Here is a 21,755-nt window from a genome sequence, read left to right on the forward strand (position 1 = left end):
AATGAAAACACTGCTGACAAAAGTTTTACTTTGTATGTCTTTATTGTAGTGTATTTATTTATGTATTGGAATATAGATCGAGGAAATAACATATAAATTTTTGCTTCGATTTGTTACAATGATAGAAGAAATTTAAAAGGAGGCACTTTTTTGAAATCAAAAGTTCATTTTTGGACATTAGAAGTATTGATGGTTGTAGTGATTATTTTTATCTGTACAAAAATTTCGTTTTTATTTCAACCAATCGGTATTTTTATTTCCACTTTATTTTTCCCTATTTTAATTGCTGCATTTTTGTATTTTATGTTTAATCCCGTGCTGCTTTTTTTAGAGAACAAAAAAGTACCGCGCAATTTAGCAATTTTGTTACTGTATGTCTTTATTATTACATTAATAGCTGTTGCGGTCGGCGTTGTAGTTCCAACTGTATCTCATCAGCTTATGGAATTAGTAACGAATATGCCAACGTATATTAAAGTAGGGAGAGAATACATAACGGATTTATCGAATCATAAGCTATTTCAATGGCTTACAACACAGGATTATGTTTCTCTAGCAACAATAGAAAAGAATGCTCTTACTTATTTGAAAGAAATACCCAATACGCTTACAGCGAGTGCAACTGCATTATTTGGAATTATTACAAATGTTGCGTTAGTTGTTTTCACAGTTCCATTTATTTTGTTTTATATGTTTAAAGATGGTCATAAATTCCCCGGATCAGCGGTTCGTTTTTTACCAGAAACGTACCGTGAAGAAGGGCTTCGTCTTTTTAAAGAAACAAATGAAACCCTCGCGGCGTACATTCAAGGCCAAGCACTCGTTTGTTTATTTGTTGGAGCTTTCACGTTTGTTGGTTATTTAATCATTGGGCTTCCTTATGCTTTTATTTTTGGGATTGTGGCAGCAGTTACGAATATTATTCCAAATTTAGGCCCGTTTATTGGAGCAGCGCCAGCTGTTATTGTTGGACTATTTGTATCGCCAATGCAGGCGGTATGGGTTATTGTTGTGGTAACAATTGTTCAGCAATTTGAGAGTAATATTTTATCACCGCGAATTATGAGTGAGAAACTAAATATTCATCCTTTAACAATTATCATGTTAATTCTAGGTGTCGGAAATTTTGCTGGAATTATTGGGATGATTTTAGCTGTACCAACCTATGCTGTATTGAAAACAATTATTTCAAACTTAGTAAGACTTTTTGAATCGAAAAAAAATAAGAAATAGAAAGAAGGCCGGTTACAGAGTGTAACTGGTCTTCTTTCTTTCTCAATGTAAATGTAATATATATATAATTAAAATATACGTATGGCTGATTTGACTTTCGGCCGTTTCATATCGTCAAAAATTTGTATTGAAAATTATTTACGATAGCAGTATTCTATACATATTCAAACATTTGAAGATGTATAGAATACTGCTAAATTCTTTAAAATTATAAGTAAGTAATGGAGGCGTTTGAATGGGAAATGAAATGCAACAGTTTAAGGCTGACTTTTTTAAAGCCTTATCACATCCTTTGCGGATCCGTATTCTTGAATTATTGTCAGAGGGTGAAAAAAGTGTAAATGAACTCCAAAGCATTCTTAATAAGGAGGGTTCTGCCGTTTCACAACAATTGAGTGTACTACGTGCAAAGAACATTGTTGTTGGTACAAAAGATGGGAAACGAGTTTTATATTCTCTTCGAGATCCAATGATTATGAATTTATTAGAAGTTGCACGAGCGATTTTTAATAATCATTTAATTGATACGATTTCAATGTTAGAAGAAGATGATAAAACCATAGTAAAGGAGGGGGTTGAGTATCGAAGTTAAGAAAGATGTTATTATTCAACATGGAATTGAAATATTTCGCTCAGTAGGAGCACATCATGTTTGTGATGTTTGTATTAAAAGTGGGAATTCTTGTTGTTTTGCATGCCAGCATTTACAAGATAAAGTTGGATGTCAAAAGAGAAATACATCTTGTACAGCCTGGTTATGTGGGATTCAAAGTTTTTTATTTGATAGAATAGGATTACTGGATGAATGGAAGAGTTTTTGGAGTGAAGTTCCAGGTCAAATGTTTCGTAGAGATCGTACGCCAGATAAGGTATGGATTAAATCCTTTATCGATACAGAGAATCTAGATAGCCGAGAAGGAGAGCTTTTAGCAGAAAGGTTGAAAAACTATGTGCAAGAGAACGGAGATATAGGTGAATTAGAACGTCATTTGAGCAAAACGTATAGTCAATACTAAGCTAATGTTTTCCTTATATAAGAGCATGAAAAATGTATTTACAATTCAAATATATTAAGAGGTAATTAATTTTTCAGAAACAGCAAGATTTATTAATAATAGAAAAGAAGGGTTTATAATGAAAGGGTTATTTACAGGAAGATTTGAAGGATACTCATTGGGGCACTTTCAAAAGGATCTTCTTTCAGGAACGATTGTCGGAGTTGTTGCGATTCCGCTTGCTATGTCTTTTGCTATAGCTTCTGGAGTTAAACCAGAGTATGGGATTTATACAACATGTATTGCTGGAATTCTTACAGCGCTATTTGGTGGTTCGAGATATCAAATTGGAGGGCCAACAGGTGCTTTTGTTCCGATTCTTTTAAGTATTGTAATTACCTATGGATATGAAAATTTGTTACTGGCAGGTTTATTAGCCGGAATTCTTTTATGTCTAATGGGTATATTTAAATTGGGCTCTTTAATTAAGTTTATCCCGCGTCCTGTAACAGTTGGTTTCACATCAGGTATTGCTGTTACTATTTTTACGGGACAAATTGCTAGCTTTTTAGGTTTAACAGGTATAAAAAAGCATGAGGCATTTATAGCAAATCTGAATGAAATCTTTATTCAGATTGATACCGTCAATTTTTACAGTATTATAACAGCTTTCATTTGTCTTATTGTTATACTCGTAACACCAAAAATTTTCCCAAAAGTACCTGGTTCACTAGTAGCTATTGTAATTTCAACTTTAATTGCAACGGTATTTTTTACGGGCCATGTACCAACTATTGGTACAGCTTATGGCACGATACCCAATACACTTCCGCAGTTTCATGTGCCAGAAATCACATTAGAACGGATCAAACAGCTGATGGGGCCGGCATTTGTAATTGCGATGCTCGGCGGTATTGAATCTCTTTTATCCGCTGTCGTGGCAGATGGAATGACAAATAGTAAACACAACAGCAATAAAGAACTTATTGGTCAAGGAATTGCTAATATTGTCACACCGTTATTTGGAGGAATTCCAGCAACTGGAGCCATTGCCCGAACAGCAACTAATATTAAGAGCGGAGCCACTTCGCCGATTTCAGGTGTTATTCATGGAATCTTTGTATTATTAATACTTTTATTACTAGCTCCGTATGCTTCGCATATTCCACTTGCTAGTATGGCTCCTATTTTAATGGTAGTAGCTTGGAACATGAGCGAACAAAAACATTTTGCTCATATCCTTAAAATGAAGAGTGGGGATTCTCTTGTATTAGTTGTAACATTTTTGTTTACTGTATTTACGAGTTTAACAACAGCTGTAGAAATCGGTCTTATTTTAGCTATTATTTTATTTACAAAACGTATGAGCAACATGCTAGTCATATCTAAAGTGCTTCCAGACCATTCAAGAAAGAATGAAAAATTGTTACCGCATGTGGTGAATAAAACTCATGATTGTCCGCAAATTAGTATTTATACAATAGAAGGTCCATTATTCTTTGGTGCTGCTCAAACATTTGAACAAAACATTTTAGCAACTATTCATTATAAACCTAGAGTTTTAATTTTACGAATGGGAAAAGTTCCTTTTATTGATACTACAGGAGAGTCTTACTTTAGAAGTATTGTTCATTCTTTTAAACAACAAGGTGGTATACTTCTAGTCTCAGGTATTCAATCTGAACTAAAAACAACCTTAGTTAGAAATGGATTGTATACTGAAATTGAGGAACAGAACTTCTTTGAGCATACAGGGGACGCAATTAACTACGCTTTAGAACATTTGGATACGAAAAAATGTTTAGGTTGTAAACATTTTGCATTTCGTGAATGCAGCCAACTTTCTCATCAACCTCAGAAAGTGAATACATTAAAAGATAAAGTAAATGCATTAGATTTTTAAAAAAGTAATAAATAAAAGTTGTGAACAAGGTTGCTTATATTTTTTTAAGGCAACCTTGTTTTTTGTTTGTAGATCAGATTTTAACCGATAAAAGATTGGTTGATAAGAGCATTTTACTAATTTAAAAATGGATTCCTCTCGAACTATTCAAACCGTAGTTTTTTTAGATTTTGCAAACTGTATTCCTGCATGTTGCAAGCTTGACAGAGGTAATTTTCAATAATTCCATTTATTCATAATCTAATCCTAAAAAATACATATTTTGTTATGCGGAGTCTACCTCTACAATCCAAATCATAATTTTCCACTTAGATAAAATCATTTTAACTATCTCCTTTCATCGCTATTTAGTATTCAAGATTACAGATGGTTATAAAACGATATTTGTCGATCTTTTACTTCGTCTACAATTTGTTGAACACGTTGTTTATGTTCAAGTTCTTCTTCAGATAGACGAGCTTTTTGAATCGTAATCGTTAAAAAGAATACGTGAAATGTCATATTATTTTTAACTCCCTTCAAATGTGTAAAATTGTAAGAATGTGAAAATCGCACAAAAAAGCCACAGGAAGACAGAGTGCTCCTGCGGCAAGTCATGAAAAAGCCACAGGAAGGCATTCGACCTCCTGTGGCAGAATAATTTAAATCATAGTAAACACGATTTTCAATTCTCCATACGGATGGTCGAACATTTATTTAATTGTGAAACAGGCGCTACATTTACAGTTACTTTCATCATTTCATTCGACCTCCTTTGGAAATTTTTTCTTACGTAAGTAAGTATATACAATTGGGTAACACTTGTAAACCCCGAAATGTAAAAATAGGATAAAAATTTTGAATTTTGATGAAAATATACAATTTTTAAGAGAGATTTTTTAATGAACAGAGAATAATTAGTATGTAGTAAAATAAATTAAAATTTCCTATTTTTGGAGAGGGACAATTATTAAAAAACTGGATGGGGGTATAATTATTATCATGGCTTTTCAAACTGATTATCTTTTAAAAACAATAATTAGCACTGTACTATTTCCGTTTACAGCGGGAAATCTATACATAAGAAAAAAGAATGAAACGAAGGAACCCGGAAGTATCGTGAAAGTCCATGGTCGCAGCATTCATGCTATTATTTCCGGTGAAGAAAATGGAAATCCTACTGTTATTTTAGATGCGGGATTAAGCGGAAATTGTTTAGCTTGGTGTCTGGTCCAGCCTGGATTATCAAAGTTTACAAGAGTAGTTTCTTTTGACCGGGCTGGATATGGATGGAGTGATACGAGAAGTGGTATATCGACTAGTAAAGAAGTAGTAAATGATTTGAAAATAGCTTTAGACGAAATGAACATTTCTCCTCCTTATATTTTAGTGGGACATTCATTTGCAGGACTAAATATGCGCTTATTTGCAAGTCAATATCCTAATGAAGTAGCAGGAATTGTCTTGGTTGATGCGGCACATGAAAATCGATACGTGAAAGAGGAAATGAATACAGACAGATCGCAGCAATACATAAAAAGCTTAAAGCAGATGAGGTTAGGATATATCACCTCTACTATTGGTTTGCCGCGCCTGTTAAAAATACCGGTAGGAGGAAGAAGTCTTCCGGCGCAAGTTCAAAATCATGTAAAACATGTGGGATATACTCCCGGAGCATATGAAGCAGTTTATAAAGAAATGTTGTACAGTGAAGAATCAGCGAAACAAATAAAGCGAGCAGAAAATTTACGTGAAAACTTGCCGGTAGTTGTCATAAGTTCTAACAATACAGATCCAATATGGAAAGAGCAGCAGCAACTATTATGTGGACTAACGAGCTGTACGAAGCATATTCAAACAGAGAATGGTCATTCGATTCAATTAGAGAATCCAGAGGTCGTGATTAAAGCTATAACAGGATTATTAAAGATAGAATAGATTGTCTCAAAATCTCAATGTTTCTATGAAAAAAAGAGAAACATTAAGATTTCTATTTTTCATAGATTGCGTAATGAAAATCAAAAATGGGAAAATATATAAATTGCAAGTGGAAAATATGAATAAAAGGAATACACTTGTAGAAGGAGGGATGGGGATGAAGGCTTGGAAAGATGATGTGTATAGGATACTTGGAGTATGGTCTTTACTTGCTGCTTATATTGTTTTAACAATGTCTATGCGTTATTCATGGTTAACGGTGTATCAAAGTTTAGCGGTATTAGGAGTACCCATTATTGCAATCGTATGGTACTTTACAGTTAGAAATGTAATGTTTGCAAATGTGCTGTTTATAAGGGGGATGCGTGTAACCTTATATCTCGCCTATGCGTGGTCATGTTGGATGCTTCGAAATATTTACGGTATTGAAAATGAGAAAATATGGCTTTCTGTTAGTTGGCTTCTTCCAGCATTATATCTTTATTTCACTGACAAAAAAACAGAGTGGTATGTGCTTGGCGGCGGAGCAGTGCTTTACTTTTTATCAAATTTAGATGAAGCAATGTGGTTTGTCGTTTCACATAAATGGCAATCTATTATGATTACAACTGCTTCAGTTATATGGTATTGCCTAGAACGAAAGATGTCAGGGCGCTATTTATTTTATACAACTAGCTTGTTAGGATTATGGATGGTATATCTTGCGGTTTTATATGAGCAAGGAGAGCCTAATTACTGGTTAAAAGTAGTTTGTGCAATTTTCATGACAGTCACATACACAATTATCTTTAAAAAGATAAAAGAAGGACATTTATATAAAATAACGACTGGTGCAATCTTAACGGCATGGTCATTGTATGCATTTATAGACATTACAAATCTATTTGTAAACTTAACTATGAATCTCTCATATATTTTGATGGTACTTGTCGGTTTGTTTGTTTTAATTTCACAGCAATATTTCACTTGGCAAGAAAAAAAGAATCAAACGAATATACACCCTCGGAAAATAGGAGAGTATGTGTTATATGTTTTAGTAAGCTCAATAGGAAGTGTTCTTTTTCTTGCTAGTCTTTACTTTATTTTATGGGAAACCGCAAGAGAAAGCAGTATGATCATGATTGTAGGCGCTACGCTAAGTGTGCTTGCGATTTGGGTATATAAAAAAATAACAACAAAATTTTTACGAATTTTTTTATTTGTCTTCGGTATCATGGCAGGCATTACAACACTTGTAACAAGTCACCATTACATATGGGGATTATTGTATGCTGCTTGTATTTTTTTGTATTGGCTATTCGCAAAATATAAGGCAGAGCAATATAGTTTATGGTGGTTATTAGAAGGAGTCATAGTAAGTGAATGTATGAAATCGGTTGAATATACAACAAGTATGAGTTATCTCGTATTTATTCACATTGGATTTTTCATATTTACGATTTTACGGAAAAATAAATGTTTATTACGAAATAGCGTTGGCTTTGGAATGATATATGTCTTTTTCTATTTGTTAGCAAAATACGAAGGGGCGGATCCTTGGTTTATTGTAAGTGCACACGGTGGATATATACTACTTCTTGTACTAGGCATGTTGTATGTAAGAGATACTGTAATCAAGCGGATTGGCGTTGTTATCTATTTGTTTACGAATTTTATTATGTATGAGACAAATTACATTGGAAACTATGGATTGAGCTGGATGCTGTTTCTGGCAGGGATTATATTGTTATTAACAAAAAAGCAGCAAAAACAAGAAAATATTATTAAACTTAACAGAACGTATAAGAAAAAACACGCATGGTTAGTAGGTATACTTTCTAGTTTCATTTTACTTGGTACTATTACACAGCAAGAATGGAACTATTATAATAGCACTGTTGTATTACTGAAACTGGAAAATCAAGTTGAGAAATTAGGCAATATGAAAAAAGTATGGTTTTCTTTGGAAATAGAAGCGGAAGCAAACGAGATGATGTTGAATCGTGAAACGAAAAAAGAAACAAAAGTACCTGTGTTTATAAAATTAAAGAAAAATCAAGGGCAAGGGAAGGATTATCATTTAGATCAAATAAAGCTCGGTGACTACCCGAAAGAAAAAGGAATTTGGATTAAAGGATATATGAATTATGGATTTGTTACGATAGGGAGTAAAAGTGAAGTTCCTGTTAGCCTTGTGAAAGGAGAAGGGATGTATGCGAAAGTCCAAATTGCGAAGAACGGAAATAGTAGAGTAATCGGAATTCAATGACATTAATGATGAAATTGAATATGCTAAATAAAAATCGATTCCCTAATTAGGGAATCGATTTTTATTTGAAACTTTAATAAGCGTCCTTAGTATCGAGTGAAATTGTCGTTTACGGTTCCTATTTTCATTGAACTAAGAAAGCTGTATATGTTAAAATGAAAAAATGACCATTAGAAACCTTATTGATTTACCCATGTATTTATCCATAATAATTTTATCAAAAAACAACTGTGTTTGTCAAACTTTTGGTCAAATTATTTTGTCGACAAGGAGTGACAATATGGAGAAGTATGAACAAGAGTGGAAGAGAGAACAAAAACGAATAGAGGAAGTTGTCAAGAAAATTAAAGGGCGCGTAGAGAGTCTACAACAATATGTAAGTAGCGGAAAAAAAGAGGTAGTTCATATTCGGAAAAATTTTTGGAATGATGTAACAGCTAACTTTGATAATGCTGAAGAAGCCGTTGAAACAGCGGCAAGTATAAAGCAACAAGTAGAATTGTTAGCAGAAAGAGAACGCAGTCACTATCATGCTGATAAACAACTTACCATGTTAAAACGACTAGAACTATCTCCGTATTTTGGAAGAATTGATTTTTTAGAAGAAGGTGAAAGAAGTCCAGATCAAATTTATCTTGGTATTCATTCGTTTTTTGATGAGAGTACAGAACAATTTCTAGTATATGATTGGAGAGCACCAATATCTAGTCTATATTATGATTATTCGTTAGGATCGGCCGTGTATCATGCACAAGATGAAATGATTACAGGGGAAATAACTGTTAAGAGACAATTTCTCATTCGTAACGGTCAAATGAAAAGTATGTTTGATACCGGAGTAACGATTGGTGACGCGTTATTACAAGAAGTGTTAGGGAAGAATGCCAATACACAAATGAAAAGTATCGTTTCTACGATCCAGAAAGAACAAAATCTAATAATTCGTAATGAAACGAGTCGTTTACTTATAGTTCAAGGAGCAGCAGGGAGCGGAAAGACATCGGCTGCATTGCAGCGTGTGGCCTATTTACTATACCGATATCGAGATACATTACATGCAGATCAAATCGTTCTTTTTTCTCCTAATTCAATGTTTAATAGTTATATATCGTCTGTTCTCCCTGAATTAGGAGAAGAGAATATGAGACAAACAACCTTCCAAGAGTATTTAGAGGAGCACATCGAAAAAACTTTTACTATAGAAGATCCATTTACACAAATAGAATATGTACTTGCAGGCAAAGAAGACTCAGAATACTTATTACGCATGCATGGTATTCGATATAAAGCAAGTGCACATTTTGTAAAGATTGTAGACTGTTATGTGAATTATTTAAAACAAGGTGGAATGATTTTTAAAGATGTGAAATTTCGCGGGAATGTATTAATATCGAAAGAGGAAATTCGAGAAAAATTTTATTCTTTCCCTCAATCTATGCGAATTCCGAATCGAATAAAATTAATTTCTGAGTGGTTACTAAAAGAATTAAAGAATAGAGAGCTGTTAGAACGAAAAGAACTTTGGGTAGAAGAAGAAATACAGCTATTAGATAAAGAAACGTACGCTAAAATTCATAAAAAACTACAACGAGAGAAACAATATGACGCTAATACATTTGATGATTTTGAACGTGAACAACAATTGTTAGCTGCAATGATTGTAAAAAAACATTTTAAACAGATTCGTAAACGCGTGAAAAAGTTTCAATTTATTCATACGGCCTCTATTTATTTACAGTTATTTACTGATCCGTTATTTGTAAGAAAATTCATAGATGTTAACAATTTACCGTCAGACTGGAAAGAAATATGTGAAGAAACGGCTAATCGCATACGTAATTTTAATATGGCTTATGAGGATGCGACGCCTTATTTATATTTAAAAGATCAGTTGGGGGATTTACAAAAAAATACATCTGCAAAGCATATATTTATTGATGAAGCACAAGATTATTCGGTATTTCAATTTACCTTTTTGAAACGATTATTTCCGCATAGTAAAATGACAGTACTTGGTGATTTTAATCAGACGATACACGCACATGCGACTGAAAATGAATTTTCGCAACTATATACCTTATATGGAGAGGAAAAAAGTAAGAAGATTGAACTTAATCGTAGTTATCGTTCAACAAAACAAATTATTGAATTTACGCGGCAATTTATTTCAGAAGGTAAGGGTATTAAACCATTTGAGCGTGAGGGGAGAAAACCGGTTATAACAGCGGTAGAAACAGATGAGGAATTACATCAAAGCATTGTAACTCGAATTAAAGATTTTAAAAAAAATAATCATAAAACGATAGCGATTATTTGTAAAACTGCCGAGGAAAGCAAAGCGGCATATGGCATATTGCAGCAACATGAACAAATGCACCTTATCGAAAAAGAAACAGCTTCGTTTGATTCGGGGATACTTATTGTGCCTTCATATTTAGCGAAAGGCATAGAGTTTGACGCTGTTATTATTTATAACGCTTCAAACCAACAATATAGAAAAGAAAGTGAACGTAAGCTTTTTTATACAGCTTGCACACGTGCTATGCACGAGTTATATATTTATTATAAAAAGGAATTAAGCCCTTTTTTATCAGCAGTTAATGTAAATACTTATATTCAGGATAAATAAACGAAACAGAGGTCAGGCTATGAAGCCTGACCTCTGTTTCGTTTACATTTTTATATGGTGGAAGGGAGATTTCGTTGGATTAAATTTCCGTACATCACACATAATAATCCGTAAGAAATTCCAATGATATAGGATGGTTAAAATGTGGAAAACAATAGTTGCCTATCTTCCAGAATGGAAAGTATTTGGACAAGCTTTTATTGTATTATTCGTCCCATATGTGATTTCAAAAATCTTTAGTTGGATCCATACATTAGAGGAAAAGTAACGGAATGAATGATTCGTGTATTCATTCTTAAGTCAACCATAGAAGACTTACTTTATTAACATCCTCTCAGTCTGATAAACATTTGCATGTGATGCCAAAAGTGGTGATTGCTGGTGAAGTTTAAGTTTAGGCTGTCATTAAATTTGGATATACATTAAGCTTTTTTAAGAGAAAGAGTGATAAGAATGAGAGAGCAGGAGTCAACAAATCAACAAATGAACAATACAACGAAAATGTATGAAGGTGAGCAAGGAATGATGTCCAATCAAAACTCATCTGAAAAATTTATAGGTAACTTTACGTTGGATTTAGAACTTGTAAAGCAAGAAATTACTTTTAACTCGGATGTACACTTTCGAGAGTTTAACATTGGACGTACAGGTATTCGGGCTGCGATTATTTTTGTGGAGGGTTTGTCAGATAAAGAGCTCATTGACACACATATTATGAAATCATTAATGAATGATTTTTATGAAGAATATAAACATGACTCATCTTATATGAACGGGACAGTTTCAAAAGAGTTTATTATCGAGCAAGTCCTTTCTATTAGTGAAATAAAAGAAGTTCATGATATTAAAGGGTTGATGTCAAAAGTATTGACAGGGTCAACGGGACTATTAGTTGATGGGTCATCAGAAGTATTGATTCTCAGTACAACAAAAGGAAGAACTCGGAATATTGAAGAACCTATTTCAGAGGTATCCGTCCGAGGTCCACGAATCGGTTTCACAGAAATTTTAAGCGATAATACCGCTCTGTTACGACGTCATGGTGAAAATGAAGGCTTATCATTAATAAAATTCCAAGTAGGGAAGCGAGCAAAAAAAGAACTTGTTGTCGCTTATATGAATGAGATTGCTGATTCGGAATTAGTAGAAGAAGTGAAGGGGAGAATTCGAAAAATTGACATTGACAATGTAGCAGAATCAGGTTATGTAGAGCAGCTCATCGAAGATAATTATTTCAGTCCTTTTGCGCAGGTGCAGAGTACGGAGCGCCCTGATCGTGTCGTTGCTGCATTGATGGAAGGGCGGGTTGCAATTTTATTAGATGGAACGCCTTTTGTGTTAATCGCTCCAGTTACATTTAGCATGATGATGCAATCGCCTGAAGATTATTATGAACGTTGGATTCCAGGCACACTCATCCGCCTATTACGTTTTGGATCAGCTATTATTGCTCTTTTTACACCTGCTTTGTATATTTCTTTTATCTCGTTTCATCCTGGATTGATTCCGACTAAGTTAGCCATTTCTATTATAGGAGGACGCATAGGTGTTCCTTTTCCTGCGATTATAGAAGCATTGCTTATGGAAGTGGCTATTGAAATCTTGAGAGAAGCCGGGCTGCGTTTGCCAAAACCAATTGGCTCGGCAATGGGGATCGTTGGCGGATTAATTATTGGGCAAGCTGCGGTAGAAGCTGGAATTGTTAGTCCTATTATGGTCATCGTAGTAGCCGCAACGGCCATTTCTTCATTTGCTCTCTCGCATTACAGTACAGCGATTCCACTTCGCATCCTTCGCTTTGTAGGCATGTTTTGCGCTGCATTGTTTGGACTGTACGGTCTCATTCTGTTTTTTCTCTTCTTATGCAGTCATTTGGTGAAACTGAAAAGTTTTGGCGTACCCTATGTTAGTCCAGCTGTTCCTTATCGGACAAGTGATTGGAAAGACTTTGTCGTTCGCGTTCCATTCCAAATGATGAAACGTCGTCCAAAGATGATGCGTACGAAGGATCCAATACGAAAAGGATAGATTACTTTGAAAAGGAAGTGACCAGCGATGATTACCAATCCTAAAGATCGAATTGAGACTTCACAAGCGGCTGTCATTATGATCAATTATGTACTTGCAGCAGGTATTCTCACCTTGCCTAGAACAGCTGCTGAGAAAGTACAAACACCAGATGTGTGGATAACTGTTATTTTAGGTGGTCTGATTGCAATGGTTACGGGGATAATCATGGTCAAATTAAGTCAACAGTTTCCTGAAAAAACATTTTATCAGTATAGCCAAGATATTGTAGGGAAATGGATAGGCGGGTTACTAAGTCTATGTATTATCATTTACTTTTTTACGCTTTCCTCATTTGAAGTGAGAGTACTGGAGGAAGTAACCAGTTTCTTTTTACTGGAAGGAACACCTGGCTGGGCTATTATTATGACGTTTATGTGGGTGGGTCTCTATTTGATGATAGGTGGCATCAATCCAATGGCTCGTATGTTTGGGATTATATTTCCGATTACAATCTTCATTTTTTTGTTAACGGCCTTTATGAGTATCGGAATATTCGAGATAGATAATCTCCGGCCGGTATTAGGATTAGGTATTATGCCAGTACTAAAAGGGATCAAAACAACAACTCTCGCTTATTCAGGTGCGGAAATCATGTTGCTCCTGTTGGTGTTTATGGAGCAGCCAAACAAAGGTGTAAAGGTTGTACTAGTTGGAATTATTATTCCTTTGATCTTTTATGTAATTACTGTTGTGATGGTAATTGGAGCGTTTTCTGTTGATGGAGTATTAACGAGAACATGGCCAACGTTTGATCTTATGAGAAGTTTTGAAATCCCTGGTTTAATATTTGAACGGTTTGAATCTTTATTACTTGTAATATGGATTATGCAAATCTTTTCAACTTATACAATCTGTTACTATGCGGCTGCTTTTGGATTGGCTCAACTTTTTAAAAAGAATATTCATTCGTTTATGTATGGATTACTACCAGTTGTATACGTTATTGCTTTAATCCCAAAGAATACTAACGATTTATTTAAACTTGGAGATATGATCGGGAATACTGCTTTGTTTTTATTCGGTGTATTGCCAATTCTTCTCCTCATGATCGTAAGATGGAGGAAGGGAAAGAATGAAACAAAATCTTAATAATATACGATTCCTCCTAGTTTTACCGTTAGTACTTTTCCTTTTTTCTCTTACAGGGTGCTGGAGCAGTCATGTAATTGAAGAGCTTGGTTTTGAAGTAGGTTTGGCATTTGATAAGGGCAAGGAGTCGACTGTTGAAAAAGCACTAGAAGACGAAGGTGGAGGATATCCAAAAAAGAACCTTATAACCACTACCTATCAATTTGTTAACCCGCAATCATCTGGTGGAGGTGGGAAGGGCGGGGCGTCGCAACAAAAAGCTTATACGAATGTTTCCGAAACTGGAGATTCTCTTCATCAAATGATTCGTGAAGTTTCATTGAGAAGAGATCGCCCTGTAATTTTTCATCATACGAAAGTGATTGTTATTAGTGCAAATCTGGCGCGTACGTATAGCTTAAAAAAAATACTGGATATTTATCTTCGTGATAATGAAATTCGACCAAGTTGCCTTATGTTAATTAGCAAAGGCCGAGCTAGTAAGACGCTCGAAATGAAGGAAGCAGGGGAAATTCCAGCGCTTCGCCTGTATGGAATTGCAGATAATCAATATAGAACGTCAAGAATTTTGCCTCCTGTTCCTCTTGCTAAATTGCCAGGAAAGATGCAGTCAGAATCCAGTTTTCTTTTGCAAAATGTTATTTCATCAAAAGGAGAAGTGAAATTTTCGGGGGCTGCTATCATAAAAGGAAAGACAAAAAAATTGCATGGCTTTTTATCTGAAAAGGAATTGGAAGGCTTAACATGGATAACGGGGAAAGGGAAAGGTGGTTTAGTAAAAGGTATTGATAAAGAGACAGGCCAGCCGATTATGTATGAGGTTGCGTCTATGAAAAGTACAATCACCCCACATGTTAAAGGAAACAAAATTTCTTTTGATGTAAAAATCGAATCAGAGGGTCGTATATCTGAAAATTGGGTTACTTCGGGAAATCCTTTTAATAATAAATTTCTAAGAAGAGCAGAAAAAGCTGCTATACAAGAAGTGAATCGACTAGTAGATCACACATTAAAAAAGATACAAAAAGAATATGAGGTTGACGTTGCTGGCTTTGGAAACAGATTAAGAATTAAGAACCCAAAAGTATGGGAAAAGGTCAAAAAAGATTGGGATAAAACATTTAGTAAAGTTCCAATTAAATATAGCGTAAAAATAAATATTAAAGATTATGGAGCAAAAGGATCTTAATAGAAGAGAAAAGAACAGTGCGTGTAAATGTCACTGTTCTAATTTTTGTAAATCTAAATTGGATTTCATTGCATATACACTAATAATTTATCTACACTGACTATGGTTTTCTTATTTACAGTGACATGGCCTTTCCCAAGGATGAATCCACTCTTATTACGAATAACTTCATAATATAGATCTAATCGATCACCAGGCTGAACGGATTCTAAAAAATCTACTCCCTCAAGTGATGAAAGAAATCCAAATCCATCAGTATTTTCCACGCTGACAAATGCTCCGAGTTGTGCAATTGCTTCAACAATTAACATGTGTGGCATCGGCGTTTGCAATTCGGTTATAAACCATTCGTTACAACTTATATTTTTATAACCTTTTACCTATTTTCCTGACTCCATTTCAACGATGCCATCGATCATTAAAAATGGATACCGGTATGGGAGTATGCTTTGAATATTAATATTACTCATGCATGACCTCCTTGATTATATTTAGATAAGAGAGAAGAACAGTAGATGTGTTCTCGTATTCTTTTTATAACGCCACTTGCTTTCTTCACATGTGGTAGGGAAAGGCCTTAACTGCTTTTACGCACGGTCAGGTACTCTAAAGTGGTTTTTATGTCTTTTTTTTAACTCGTATATATAGAAAAGGGTAGAAAAAGTGTAACTAATTTTTGATTAAAGCACTCTCACTAGAAAAAATGCCGCTATTTTTAATGTTGTTAACTACTTGTTTTAATTTTTCTTCATTTTGAACAAGGGCAATGCGGACAAAACCTTCTCCATGTGGGCCAAATGCATGACCTGGTGTAACAACGACATTGGCACGATTAATTAATGCATATGCAAATTCCAAAGAAGTATAATCTTTTGGAACTTCTGCCCATATAAACATGCTTCCAGCAGGCTTTTCAACATGCCAACCCGCTTTGGCTAGCCCATCAATAAATATGTCTCTTCGTTTTTGATAAATTTTCCGATTTGCTGCGCAATATGCAGTACCTTCTTTTAAAGCAACAGTTGCTGCTTTTTGAATTGGAAGAAAGACTCCATAGTCTGTATTTGATTTAAATTGGTTGAGCGCTCCGACGATTTCTTCATTTCCAATTATGTAACCAATACGGCTACCAGCTAAGCTATAGCTTTTAGATAAAGAGTTAATCTCCACACCGACGTCTTTTGCTCCAGGAACTGAGAGGAAGCTAATAGGTTTTTGATCATCATAATAGAATTCAGAATAAGCGAAGTCATGAACAACGATAATATTATATTCTTTTGCAAAAGTAATCACATCAGTAAAAAATGATTCCGTTGCCATTGCTGGTACTGGATTACCTGGAAAGTTTAAAATCATCATTTTTGCTTTTTGAGCAACTTCTTTTGGGATTGAATGTAAATCAGGAAGAAAATGATTTTCTTTTTTTAACGGCATAAAATACGGAGTTGCTCCTGCCATCGCAAGACCTGTCGCATATGCTGTGTAACCTGGATCTGGAACAAGAATAATATCGCCTGGATCAGCAAAAACCATTGGTAAATGAACAAGTCCGTCTTGTGATCCCATTAATAATAAAACCTCATTATCAGCATTTAAAGTGACATGATGATGTATCTTATAATATTCTGTTACGGCTGCGTGAAATTCTTGTGTACCAGTTAAAGTATATCCATAATTAGTCTTTTCGTTTGCTGCATTTACAAGTGTATTTATGACAATATCAGCAGGGGGCATATCCGGGTTTCCGATACTTAAATCAATAATTGCATGACCTTCTGCTATTTTCTTTTTTTTATATGTTGCTAGTTCACTAAAAATTGATGCTTGAAATGCTTCCATTCGATTTGCTAGCGTGAAATTCATGAATAACGCCTCCTAAAATACTGGTGTTGTAGTTATAACTTGTCTTGGAATTCTTATTATTTTATTTTTCTGAAAACACATACAAATATATTTTATCATTTTTTATGAAGATGTAAAAATAGTGTTGGTTGTAAAATTTCCTTTACCGTATATTTTATTTTAAAAATAATACTTACACAAAAAAAAGAAGTTCTTAGAACATATGTTAACTTTGATTTTTATAACTAATTTTCGTAATTATGGAAATAATAGAGAGTGTATATCAACAAAGGGAGAAATACAAAATGAAGCAAATTCCTATCGGTGTATCAAATCGACATATTCATGTGACAAAAGAAGACTTAGAAAGGCTTTTTGGAAATGGCTATGTGTTAACGGTAGCAAAGGAGCTTTCTCAACCCGGAGAATTCGCAGCTGAAGAAACAGTTACGATTAAAACTGAGAAAGCCGAAATTGCGAAAGTACGAATCCTAGGACCTGTTCGCAAATTTACACAAGTAGAGATTTCAAAAACAGATGCTCGTCATCTTGGCATCAATGCCCCGCTTCGCTCTTCAGGAAACATTGATGGGACACCTGGTATTACTTTAATTGGTCCAAATGGTGAAGTTCAAATTGATAAAGGCGTAATTGTCGCTGAGCGGCATATTCATATGACAGCACAAGATGCAGCGCAGTTTCAAGTGAGCGATGGACAATATGTGAGTGTTAAAGTTAAAAGTGAGAGAGGATTGATTTTTAATCAAGTATTAATCCGGGTGAAGGATACATATGCTTTAGACATGCATATAGATACTGATGAAGCAAACAGCGGAAACATAAAAACAGGAGATTTCGGTGAACTAATTATATAATAATGAAAGCCATCTCAAAAATGAGATGGCTCCTACATATTCGGTGTTTGGGAAGTATCTTTGCTTAGTTGTTTTTGCTGTAAAACCGAAATGAAAATAATAAATAAGGAAATAACACCAAAGATAAGCACCATATACTGCAATCCAATTGTATCCAAGAAAAAACCAGTTCCAAGTAAGACAATTTGGAACATTACACGATCAAACATATTACGGAATGAGAATATTCGTCCATGGTAGCTTTTATCAATTTTCGTTTGGAAAATTGTTGACATAACAGGAAAGAAGCAGCCCACACTAAAACCAAACATACCAAAAGAGACAAGTGTCATCCATTTTATATCGCTGAAATAGAGAGATAAATGGGAGAAAGCAATGCAAAATGAAAAAATATACAGTAACTTATATGATGAAACACGTTCGGATAAACGTTTAATAACAAATGCACCAAGCATAAATGATAGACCTTCAATTGTATAAATAAACCCTTTAATTGTTGTATCATGCTGCAATTCACTAATATTTATAACCATTAAATTAAAACCGCCAATAAATAAAAGTGGAATAATACTTAAAATTAAAGCACGAAATGCAATCGGGATTTCTTTTAAAATACGAAATACTTCCATAAAACTTGTATTTTGACGTTGCTTTTCATTTGTTATATTTGTTTTTGTATCTTCAAAGTTTAAGAAAAAGGTAGAAAAGAATAATAGTGCGTATGCAGCCATCGAAAAAGCGTACATATATTTTAAACTCATTATAACGAGAAGAACACCGCCAAGCGATGTACCAACAATACGAGCAATCGTTGCGATATTCATATGAATCCCATTCATTTGTAATAGTTCATGCTCCTGAACGATAAGAGGGATAACAGATTGCAGTGCAGGGAAGTAAAAAGCTGCAGAAATTTGAATGGTGATCATAAATAAAATCATAAATGCAATGCTTTCATAATGAATAGCAAAAAACATAAAAATAACGCTTATGACACGGCCAAACCCTGCATATAAAAGTACTTTTTTCTTGGAATATTGGTCAATAAATCTTCCGGCCATGGGACCAACAAGAACGCCAGCTAATAAACCAATAAACATAATAACGGATTTCATAAAATCAGATGGAACATGCTTTTGCATGAATTCCAAATTTCCTAAAATCCCAAGCCATAAACCAACCCCAGCAATAAATTCACCGGTGAGAACAACCCATACATTTTTATTATGCCACATAGAATAACCTCTCAGTCTCTAATTGTAGTAAAAACCGTATATAAAACCTCCTTTTTCATACTATCCTATAACTTCATTTTTTGAGTTAGAGTATATATTAAAGGTTTAAAGGAGGATTTTCAATTTTTTTGATTTAGAGGTTATTTCTGTTGCTGATAGAGCAACGTATTACTCCATTTTAAAATTAATTGTTATTTCACCTATTGAAAATGGGAATTATCTCCTTTTTATTTACTTACCGGTAAGTAAATAAAAAGGAGATTAAAAACCATGTCAATCAAATATGAACAAATTTTAGAAGTCGCATATAAATTATTTGCCGAAAATGGATTTGAAAGAACTAGTTTATCTATGATTGCAAAAGAAGTAGGTGTGACTAAACCTGCAATTTATTATTACTTTTCTTCAAAAGAAGAATTAATGAAAGAATTGTTTAAAGTAATTATAAAAGAAATAAATTTTTCTAAATTTTTTTCAATTTCTAACTATAGTAAAGAAAATTTTGAAACACAGCTTATACATGACGGAATTCATATGATACAAGTTCAAGAAAAAGACGTCTATTACTCCAAAATATTAAATGAATACGTTATGTTGAGCATGCGCGAAGAAAAGTATGGAAACTGGCTACAGGAAATATTACAGGATTATTTAAAAGGGTTTATTGAAATTTTACACTTTGGAGCTGAAATAGGAGTACTAAAAAATGAAAAAATTGAAGCGAAGGCACAATTGCTAACTTTAGTTGTAGAGGGATTAGATAAATATGTAGGAAGTTCATTCAATCTCCATGCGGAAGAAATTTGGAGGTTAACGGTAAAGAGTATTTTATAAAGGGGAGTAATACTATGGTTGAAAAATCAAAAAGAATAACAGGTTTCGATTTCGCTAGGGCACTTGCGATATTTGGGATGGTCATTGTGAATTATAAACTAGCAATGGGAGCAGATGGTAATGGGGCAGCGTGGATTATTTATTTCACAGGCCTTTTTGAAGGAAGGGCGTCTGCAATATTTGTTATTTTGGCTGGAATTGGTATCTCTCTTATGACCAAACAAGCACGCGTAACGAAAGATCCTACTCTTATAAATAAGAGTAAACATACAATTTGGAGAAGAGCGATATTTTTATTCATTCTGGGAATATTCTTATATACAATCGGCTGGAGCGCTGATATATTACACTATTATGCATTTTATATGTTTCTATCCTCCTTTTATATTGTCGCATCAAATCGTACTCTTCTATATTTTTTCATCGGAATTTTAACTACAGCACAAATTTTTCAACTTATATTTGATTATACGAAAGGCTGGGATACAACTTTCCATGAATACCCTGCATTTTGGACACTAGCAGGTTTTTGGCGTAATCTCTTATTCAATGGATTTCATCCTATTTTTCCTTGGTTTTGCTTCTTATTACTCGGTATGTTGTTAGGAAGGCTAGATTTTACACGAAATGATATAAGAAAAAAATTATTATGGTATTCCTCTTTTTCATTTCTTGTATTAGAAAGTCTTTCGTTTTTTTTTATTAAAACAATAAGTCCCTATATAGGCGGAGACATTGCAATATATATCTTTTCCACAAAACCCATGCCTCCAAATCTATTTTATATTTTATCTAGTTCAAGTACGGCTATTATCGTGATTATCTTATGTATATATGTCTCAGAAATTTTCACTAAAAATGTAATTATAAAATCTCTTATTCTAACAGGACAAATGGCATTAACACATTATATTGGTCACGTCCTCTTTTTATTTCTTTTAGCAGCTGGAAATTTGTTAGAAAATCAAACTCTATATATTTCGCTTATGTGGTCTATTGTTTTCTTTATAATTGCAATTGTTCTGTCCTATATATGGCGATCTCGTCTTACGAGAGGACCAATCGAATTACTCATGAGAAAATATAGTGATTAATGATTGAGAATATGTCATATTTTCTATCTTGTGAGATTCATAGTAATCGATATACTTGATAGAGTGGAATATATTTAGCAGGGAGCAATAGCAATGATTCGTGTACGTATTGAAGGAACAGAAACTGAAGTTATGCGATTTTTAAAAGATATGCCTGAGGTGCCTGGATATGAAAGAACATATTCACGTGAACCACGAAAGGGAAATAATCCGAAGTATACAAATAGCAAGAGTGTTTTAGCATATCTCACATATAAGCAAATAAAATAACCGATCCTATTTAGGATTGGTTATTTTATTTTATATAAGATAGAGAGGAACTATACTTATAGCCTTAATGAGTAGGTAATGAGGTTTATATGGAAATACGACGAACACAGAATATTAATTTTTATATTTTTCAACCAATAAAATACAAAAATATATTGACTATTTAATTGAGAAACATTATCATTTTAATTGTTATATTGATAGTGATAATCATTATCAATATCGTTAAATTAATGATAGATAAATGAAGCCCTAAAATTTATTTCTTAATTGACAAACTATATAAAATCTACTTGTTTTACAAAAAAGTAATTTATATTTTAGTTTGTCAA

At 33.8% G+C, this 21,755-nt stretch carries 18 protein-coding genes and 1 pseudogene; 15 read left to right on the top strand and 4 right to left on the bottom strand.

The window, feature by feature from the left end:
- The first annotated feature begins 150 nt into the window (after window positions 1-150).
- The 4 genes from PLX19_RS06430 to PLX19_RS06445 all read left to right on the top strand — a co-directional run bounded on the left by PLX19_RS06430 (window position 151) and on the right by PLX19_RS06445 (window position 4,131).
- Complete coding sequence (locus tag PLX19_RS06430) at window positions 151-1,233, top strand: AI-2E family transporter (RefSeq protein WP_272187674.1); 1,083 nt, start codon at window positions 151-153, stop codon at window positions 1,231-1,233.
- Window positions 1,234-1,468: 235 nt separating this feature from the next.
- On the top strand, window positions 1,469-1,825 hold the full coding sequence (locus PLX19_RS06435) for an ArsR/SmtB family transcription factor (protein WP_020061802.1): 357 nt from the start codon (window positions 1,469-1,471) through the stop codon (window positions 1,823-1,825).
- A complete protein-coding gene (locus PLX19_RS06440) occupies window positions 1,809-2,249 on the top strand; it encodes a DNA mismatch repair protein (protein WP_272187676.1) in 441 nt (146 codons plus the stop codon). Before PLX19_RS06435 ends, PLX19_RS06440 begins: the two co-directional genes overlap by 17 nt.
- Window positions 2,250-2,367: 118 nt before the next feature.
- The gene (locus PLX19_RS06445) at window positions 2,368-4,131 is read left to right on the top strand and encodes a SulP family inorganic anion transporter (protein WP_272187677.1); all 1,764 of its coding nucleotides are present in this window, start codon (window positions 2,368-2,370) and stop codon (window positions 4,129-4,131) included.
- A gap of 360 nt (window positions 4,132-4,491) precedes the next feature.
- Here PLX19_RS06445 and PLX19_RS06450 read toward each other — a convergent pair whose 3' ends face one another.
- Window positions 4,492-4,632 carry a YrzI family small protein gene (locus PLX19_RS06450; RefSeq protein ID WP_272187678.1) on the bottom strand — a complete coding sequence of 47 codons (141 nt, stop codon included), beginning with the start codon at window positions 4,630-4,632 and terminating at the stop codon, window positions 4,492-4,494.
- Between the two features lie 480 nt (window positions 4,633-5,112).
- On the opposite strand from PLX19_RS06450, the gene PLX19_RS06455 reads away from it, so the two are divergent.
- From PLX19_RS06455 to PLX19_RS06485, 7 genes are all read left to right on the top strand, one after another.
- Window positions 5,113-6,048: an alpha/beta hydrolase gene (locus tag PLX19_RS06455; protein ID WP_272187680.1), complete on the top strand. Its 936-nt coding sequence runs from the start codon at window positions 5,113-5,115 to the stop codon at window positions 6,046-6,048.
- A 157-nt stretch (window positions 6,049-6,205) separates the two neighbouring features.
- Entirely contained in the window at window positions 6,206-8,296 is a 2,091-nt protein-coding gene (locus PLX19_RS06460; RefSeq protein WP_272187681.1) for a hypothetical protein, read from the top strand.
- A gap of 280 nt (window positions 8,297-8,576) precedes the next feature.
- Window positions 8,577-10,925 (top strand): RNA polymerase recycling motor HelD, encoded by a 2,349-nt coding sequence (helD, locus tag PLX19_RS06465; protein WP_272187682.1) that lies wholly within the window; start codon window positions 8,577-8,579, stop codon window positions 10,923-10,925.
- 142 nt (window positions 10,926-11,067) lie between these two features.
- Window positions 11,068-11,193, top strand: coding sequence for a hypothetical protein (locus tag PLX19_RS06470; protein ID WP_272187683.1), 126 nt, complete (start codon window positions 11,068-11,070; stop codon window positions 11,191-11,193).
- A 233-nt stretch (window positions 11,194-11,426) separates the two neighbouring features.
- Entirely contained in the window at window positions 11,427-12,953 is a 1,527-nt protein-coding gene (locus PLX19_RS06475) for a spore germination protein (RefSeq protein ID WP_272187927.1), read from the top strand.
- A gap of 27 nt (window positions 12,954-12,980) precedes the next feature.
- Window positions 12,981-14,084 carry a spore germination protein gene (locus PLX19_RS06480; protein ID WP_272187684.1) on the top strand — a complete coding sequence of 368 codons (1,104 nt, stop codon included), beginning with the start codon at window positions 12,981-12,983 and terminating at the stop codon, window positions 14,082-14,084.
- Entirely contained in the window at window positions 14,068-15,273 is a 1,206-nt protein-coding gene (locus tag PLX19_RS06485) for a Ger(x)C family spore germination protein (RefSeq protein WP_272187685.1), read from the top strand. The genes PLX19_RS06480 and PLX19_RS06485 overlap by 17 nt, the downstream gene beginning before the upstream one ends.
- A gap of 65 nt (window positions 15,274-15,338) precedes the next feature.
- On the opposite strand, the pseudogene PLX19_RS06490 reads toward PLX19_RS06485, so the two are convergent.
- A pseudogene (locus tag PLX19_RS06490) lies at window positions 15,339-15,734 on the bottom strand (3-hydroxyacyl-ACP dehydratase FabZ family protein).
- Between the two features lie 208 nt (window positions 15,735-15,942).
- On the bottom strand, window positions 15,943-17,136 hold the full coding sequence (locus tag PLX19_RS06495) for an LL-diaminopimelate aminotransferase (RefSeq protein ID WP_272187686.1): 1,194 nt from the start codon (window positions 17,134-17,136) through the stop codon (window positions 15,943-15,945).
- Window positions 17,137-17,420: 284 nt separating this feature from the next.
- Between PLX19_RS06495 and pduL the strand changes: the two genes are divergently transcribed.
- Window positions 17,421-17,990 carry a phosphate propanoyltransferase gene (gene pduL / locus PLX19_RS06500; protein ID WP_272187687.1) on the top strand — a complete coding sequence of 190 codons (570 nt, stop codon included), beginning with the start codon at window positions 17,421-17,423 and terminating at the stop codon, window positions 17,988-17,990.
- A 32-nt stretch (window positions 17,991-18,022) separates the two neighbouring features.
- Here the strand turns inward: pduL and PLX19_RS06505 are convergent, their stop codons facing one another.
- Complete coding sequence (locus PLX19_RS06505) at window positions 18,023-19,225, bottom strand: MFS transporter (protein WP_272187688.1); 1,203 nt, start codon at window positions 19,223-19,225, stop codon at window positions 18,023-18,025.
- Between the two features lie 270 nt (window positions 19,226-19,495).
- On the opposite strand from PLX19_RS06505, the gene PLX19_RS06510 reads away from it, so the two are divergent.
- From PLX19_RS06510 to PLX19_RS06520, 3 genes are all read left to right on the top strand, one after another.
- On the top strand, window positions 19,496-20,059 hold the full coding sequence (locus tag PLX19_RS06510; RefSeq protein WP_272187689.1) for a TetR/AcrR family transcriptional regulator: 564 nt from the start codon (window positions 19,496-19,498) through the stop codon (window positions 20,057-20,059).
- Window positions 20,060-20,073: 14 nt separating this feature from the next.
- The gene (locus tag PLX19_RS06515) at window positions 20,074-21,153 is read left to right on the top strand and encodes a DUF418 domain-containing protein (protein ID WP_272187690.1); all 1,080 of its coding nucleotides are present in this window, start codon (window positions 20,074-20,076) and stop codon (window positions 21,151-21,153) included.
- A 93-nt stretch (window positions 21,154-21,246) separates the two neighbouring features.
- Entirely contained in the window at window positions 21,247-21,423 is a 177-nt protein-coding gene (locus PLX19_RS06520) for a DUF3970 family protein (RefSeq protein ID WP_272187691.1), read from the top strand.
- Window positions 21,424-21,755 lie beyond the last annotated feature (332 nt).

This window comes from Bacillus sp. BP-3 (assembly GCF_028401955.1).
In the GTDB taxonomy this organism is placed as follows: Bacteria; Bacillota; Bacilli; order Bacillales; family Bacillaceae_G; genus Bacillus_A.

Bases quoted from the DNA above. Each gene is read 5' to 3' on its own strand.
- PLX19_RS06435 (WP_020061802.1), top strand. From the start codon at position 1,469: ATGGGAAATGAAATGCAACAGTTTAAGGCTGACTTTTTTAAAGCCTTA.
- PLX19_RS06445 (WP_272187677.1), top strand. From the start codon at position 2,368: ATGAAAGGGTTATTTACAGGAAGATTTGAAGGATACTCATTGGGGCAC.
- PLX19_RS06450 (WP_272187678.1), bottom strand. From the start codon at position 4,632: ATGACATTTCACGTATTCTTTTTAACGATTACGATTCAAAAAGCTCGT.
- PLX19_RS06455 (WP_272187680.1), top strand. From the start codon at position 5,113: ATGGCTTTTCAAACTGATTATCTTTTAAAAACAATAATTAGCACTGTA.
- PLX19_RS06460 (WP_272187681.1), top strand. From the start codon at position 6,206: ATGAAGGCTTGGAAAGATGATGTGTATAGGATACTTGGAGTATGGTCT.
- helD (WP_272187682.1), top strand. From the start codon at position 8,577: ATGGAGAAGTATGAACAAGAGTGGAAGAGAGAACAAAAACGAATAGAG.
- PLX19_RS06470 (WP_272187683.1), top strand. From the start codon at position 11,068: ATGTGGAAAACAATAGTTGCCTATCTTCCAGAATGGAAAGTATTTGGA.
- PLX19_RS06475 (WP_272187927.1), top strand. From the start codon at position 11,427: ATGTATGAAGGTGAGCAAGGAATGATGTCCAATCAAAACTCATCTGAA.
- PLX19_RS06480 (WP_272187684.1), top strand. From the start codon at position 12,981: ATGATTACCAATCCTAAAGATCGAATTGAGACTTCACAAGCGGCTGTC.
- PLX19_RS06485 (WP_272187685.1), top strand. From the start codon at position 14,068: ATGAAACAAAATCTTAATAATATACGATTCCTCCTAGTTTTACCGTTA.
- PLX19_RS06495 (WP_272187686.1), bottom strand. From the start codon at position 17,136: ATGAATTTCACGCTAGCAAATCGAATGGAAGCATTTCAAGCATCAATT.
- pduL (WP_272187687.1), top strand. From the start codon at position 17,421: ATGAAGCAAATTCCTATCGGTGTATCAAATCGACATATTCATGTGACA.
- PLX19_RS06505 (WP_272187688.1), bottom strand. From the start codon at position 19,225: ATGTGGCATAATAAAAATGTATGGGTTGTTCTCACCGGTGAATTTATT.
- PLX19_RS06510 (WP_272187689.1), top strand. From the start codon at position 19,496: ATGTCAATCAAATATGAACAAATTTTAGAAGTCGCATATAAATTATTT.
- PLX19_RS06515 (WP_272187690.1), top strand. From the start codon at position 20,074: ATGGTTGAAAAATCAAAAAGAATAACAGGTTTCGATTTCGCTAGGGCA.
- PLX19_RS06520 (WP_272187691.1), top strand. From the start codon at position 21,247: ATGATTCGTGTACGTATTGAAGGAACAGAAACTGAAGTTATGCGATTT.